Annotated in this window: 4 protein-coding genes; 2 read left to right on the forward strand and 2 right to left on the reverse strand. The window is 70.0% G+C overall.

Annotated elements, in window-relative coordinates:
• The first annotated feature begins 34 nt into the window (after nt 1-34).
• Nucleotides 35-1,234 (forward strand): dipeptidase, encoded by a 1,200-nt coding sequence (locus GWI24_RS40990; protein WP_210951107.1) that lies wholly within the window; start codon nt 35-37, stop codon nt 1,232-1,234.
• 117 nt (nt 1,235-1,351) lie between these two features.
• Here GWI24_RS40990 and GWI24_RS40995 read toward each other — a convergent pair whose 3' ends face one another.
• Together GWI24_RS40995 and GWI24_RS41000 are read right to left on the reverse strand one after the other, a co-directional pair.
• Nucleotides 1,352-1,720 (reverse strand): VOC family protein, encoded by a 369-nt coding sequence (locus tag GWI24_RS40995; RefSeq protein ID WP_210951108.1) that lies wholly within the window; start codon nt 1,718-1,720, stop codon nt 1,352-1,354.
• Nucleotides 1,721-1,784: 64 nt separating this feature from the next.
• Complete coding sequence (locus GWI24_RS41000; protein WP_210951109.1) at nt 1,785-3,125, reverse strand: UDP-glucose/GDP-mannose dehydrogenase family protein; 1,341 nt, start codon at nt 3,123-3,125, stop codon at nt 1,785-1,787.
• Between the two features lie 165 nt (nt 3,126-3,290).
• Between GWI24_RS41000 and GWI24_RS41005 the strand changes: the two genes are divergently transcribed.
• The coding region (locus GWI24_RS41005; protein ID WP_281791585.1) for an acyl-CoA dehydrogenase family protein at nt 3,291-4,442 on the forward strand (1,152 nt) is incomplete at its 3' end.

The raw sequence follows: 4,442 nt of genomic DNA on the forward strand, positions 1-4,442 counted from the left end.
TGACTTCGGCCGCGCCCCACGCGAAACTACGAGGATGACCGATCACCTCGCGCAAGCCCGAGACCTGCTGGCCACCCACCCCATCGTGGACGGCCACAACGACTTCCCCTGGGCCCTGCGCGAGCAGGTCCGCTACGACCTCGACCAGCGCGACATGGCCACCGACCTCACCGCCTACACCCATACAGACCTGCCCCGCCTACGGGCCGGCGGCGTAGGCGCCCAGTTCTGGTCGGTGTTCGTCCGCTCCGACTTCCAGGGCGACACGGCGGTCAGCGCCACCCTCGAACAGATCGACGTCGTCCGCCGGTTCACCGACCGGTACGCGACCGATCTGCGCCCCGCCTTCACCGCCGACGACATGGAGGCGGCCCGGACCGAGGGCCGGATCGCCTCCCTCATGGGCGCCGAGGGCGGCCACAGCATCAACTGCTCCCTGGCCACCCTCCGCACCCTCTACGACCTCGGCGTGCGCTACATGACGCTCACCCACAACGACAACGTCCCCTGGGCCGACTCGGCGACCGACGAGCCGAAGGCACACGGCCTCACCCGCTTCGGCGAGGAGGTGGTGCGCGAGATGAACCGCCTGGGCATGCTCGTCGACCTCTCCCATGTCTCGGCCGACACCATGCGGGACGCGCTCCGGGTGACCGAGGCGCCCGTGGTCTTCTCGCACTCCTCCGCGCGCGCCGTCTGCGACCATCCGCGCAACATCCCCGACGATGTGCTGGAACTGCTGCCCGCCAACGGGGGCGTGGCGATGGCCACCTTCGTCCCCAAGTTCGTGCTGCCCGAGGCGGTCGCCTGGACCCGGGAGGCGGACGAGAACATGCGCGCCCACGGGCTGCATCCGCTGGAGATGACCCCCGCCGCGATGAAGGTGCAGCGCGCCTTCGAGGAGGCCAACCCGCGCCCCATGGCCACCGTGTCGACCGTCGCCGACCACCTCGACCACATGCGCGAGGTGGCGGGCGTCGACCACATCGGCATCGGTGGCGACTTCGACGGCACCGCCTTCACCCCGGAGGGCCTGGGCGATGTCGCGGGCTATCCGAACCTGGTGGCCGAGCTACTCGACCGCCGCTGGTCACCGGCCGACCTGGCCAAGCTGACCTGGCAGAACGCGGTCCGTACGGTGCGCGGCGCAGAGGACGCGGCACGCGCGGCGCAAACCACGCGGGGCCCGTCCATCGCGACGATCGACCAACTGGACGGCACACCCGCCGCCTGAGGCACCAACAACATGGCGCTCGCGGCCCACCGCCCCCGTCGCTGAACACACCTCTCCGTCCCCGCCGGAGGCCCTCCGGCGGGGACGGACGGTTTTCAGGGATGGATCGGGGATGGATCAGGGATGAATCAGACAGAAGGGGTGCCCCGCCGGGTCGGCGAAGACGCGGAAGTCCCGCTTCCCGCCCTCGTCGTCGAGATCCAGCGCCCGGGCCCCCAGCGCCAGCACCCGCTCCTGCGCCGCTGCCATGTCGGTCACCCGCAGATCGAAGTGCAGCTGCTGCGACTCCTTCGCCGACGGCCAGCTCGGCGCCACGAAGCCGGGCGCCTCCTGGAAGGCCAGCCGCGCCCCGTCGGGCAGGTGGAGATCGACCCAGGGCTTCCCCTCGTTCTTGATCTCACCGCCCAGCACCTGCTGGTAGAAGTGGGCGAGCGCGGTGGGGTCGGGGCAGTCGATCGCGATGACGTCCAGCTTGGCGATGGCCATGGCTCCTCCTCGGGTCCCATCCCGGGTTGACCGAACGGGACCCGTCAAACGGAAAGCCTTGTCCTTACGCCATCGGGCGCCCGAGCGCCCGGTACGTCCACCCGGCGTCGCGCCAGACGTCGGGGTCCAGCGCGTTGCGCCCGTCGAGGATGCGGCGCTCGGCGACGACCGCGCCGAGGCTCGCCGGGTCCAGCTCGCGGAACTCGCGCCACTCGGTGAGGTGCAGCACCGCATGGGCGCCCTCCGCCGCCGCGGCCGCGGTCGGGGCGTAGGCGAGGGTCGGGAAGAGGGCCCGGGCGTTCTCCATGCCCTTGGGGTCGAAGACGGTCACCTGGGCGCCCTGGAGCTGGATCTGACCGGCCACATTGAGCGCGGGGGAGTCCCGGACGTCATCGGAGTCCGGCTTGAAGGTCGCGCCCAGCACCGCGACCCGCTTGCCCAGGAAGGCGCCGCCGACGGCCTCGCGGGCCAGCTCGACCATATGGCCCCGGCGCCGCATGTTGATCGAGTCGACCTCGCGGAGGAAGGTCAGCGCCTGATCGGCGCCGAGCTCACCGGCGCGCGCCATGAAGGCCCGGATGTCCTTCGGCAGACAGCCGCCGCCGAAGCCGATCCCGGCCCGCAGGAACTTCTTGCCGATGCGCTCGTCGTAGCCGATGGCCTCGGCGAGCTTGACCACATCGCCGCCCGCGGCCTCGCAGACCTCGGCCATCGCGTTGATGAAGGAGATCTTGGTCGCCAGGAAGGAGTTGGCCGCGACCTTGACCAGCTCGGCGGTCGGGAAGTCGGTCACCACGAACGGCGAGCCCTCGCCGATGGGCGTCTGGTACACCTCGCGCAGCAGCTTCTCGGCCCGGTCGCCCGCGACGCCGACCACGATCCGGTCCGGGTGCAGGGTGTCCTGGACGGCGAACCCCTCGCGCAGGAACTCCGGGTTCCAGGCGAGCTCCGCGTCCGCCCCCACAGGGGCCAGCTCGGCCAGCCGGGCCGCGAGCAGGTCGGCGCTGCCGACCGGCACCGTGGACTTGCCCACGACCAGCGCGGGACGGCGCAGATGCGGGGCGAGCGACTCCACCGCGGCGTTCACGTAGCTCATGTCACAGGCGTACTCGCCGTGCTTCTGCGGGGTGTTCACACAGATGAAGTGGATGTCGCCGAACTCCCCGGCCTCCTCGTAGGAGGTGGTGAAGCGCAGCCGCCCGCTGGCCCCCTCGATCCCCGCGGTGTGGCGCCGCAGCAGATCCTCGAGCCCGGGCTCGTACATGGGCACCCGGCCCTGGGTGAGCATCGCGATCTTCTCTGGTACGACATCGAGGCCCAGCACCTCGAAGCCCAGCTCCGCCATGGCCGCTGCGTGGGTGGCGCCGAGGTAGCCGGTGCCGATCACGGTGATCTTGAGGGCCATGCAGTGCTCCAGAGCGGTCGATCGCAGATGCGGTGCCTGAGCATAGTCGGGACCGGGGGACGGGCTCAGCCGACTCTGTCAGGTAGCTCACGTATACCTATCGAGGCGTCGCCCCTAGAATTCAGTTACTTAACGGTAGTTAGCGCTCTATGGGGAGTGAGAGGCTTGGCGTCCTCGGTGAACGACTTCGACCTGTACCGGCCGTCCGAAGAGCACGACATGCTCCGGGACGCCGTCCGCTCTCTCGCCGAGGCGAAGATAGCCCCTTATGCCGCCGAGGTCGACGAGGAGGCCCGCTTCCCCCAGGAGGCGCTGGACGCCCTGGTCGCGAACGATCTCCACGCGGTGCACGTCCCCGAGTCCTACGGCGGCTCGGGCGCGGACGCGCTGGCCACCGTGATCGTCATCGAGGAGGTCTCCCGGGTCTGCGCGTCCTCCTCGCTGATCCCCGCGGTCAACAAGCTGGGCTCGCTGCCGGTCATCCTCTCCGGCTCCGAGGAGCTGAAGAAGAGGTACCTGGCCCCGCTCGCCAAGGGCGACGCGATGTTCTCGTACTGCCTCTCCGAGCCGGACGCGGGCTCGGACGCGGCCGGGATGAAGACCAAGGCGGTCCGCGACGGCGACTTCTACGTGCTCAACGGCGTCAAGCGCTGGATCACCAACGCCGGGGTCTCCGAGTACTACACGGTGATGGCCGTCACCGACCCCGAGAAGCGCTCCAAGGGCATCTCCGCCTTCGTCGTCGAGAAGTCCGACCCGGGCGTCTCCTTCGGCGCCCCGGAGAAGAAGCTCGGCATCAAGGGCTCCCCGACCCGCGAGGTCTACCTCGACAACGTCCGCATCCCCGCCGACCGGATGATCGGCGCCGAGGGCACCGGCTTCGCCACCGCCATGAAGACCCTCGACCACACCCGGATCACCATCGCCGCCCAGGCCCTCGGCATCGCCCAGGGCGCGCTCGACTACGCCAAGGGGTATGTCCAGGAGCGCAAGCAGTTCGGCAAGCCGATCGGCGACTTCCAGGGCGTCCAGTTCATGCTCGCCGACATGGCGATGAAGCTGGAGGCCGCCCGGCAGCTCACCTACGCGGCGGCGGCCCGGTCCGAGCGGGTGGCCCTCGGCGGCGGCAAGGAGGACCTGACGTTCTTCGGCGCCGCGGCCAAGTGCTACGCCTCCGACGCCGCGATGGAGATCACCACGGACGCCGTCCAGCTGCTCGGCGGCTACGGCTACACCCGTGACTACCCGCTCGAGCGGATGATGCGTGACGCCAAGATCACGCAGATCTACGAGGGCACCAACCAGGTGCAGCGCATC

The organism is Streptomyces sp. MK37H (assembly GCF_018035285.1).
GTDB classification, from domain to species: Bacteria; Actinomycetota; Actinomycetes; order Streptomycetales; family Streptomycetaceae; genus Streptomyces; species Streptomyces endocoffeicus.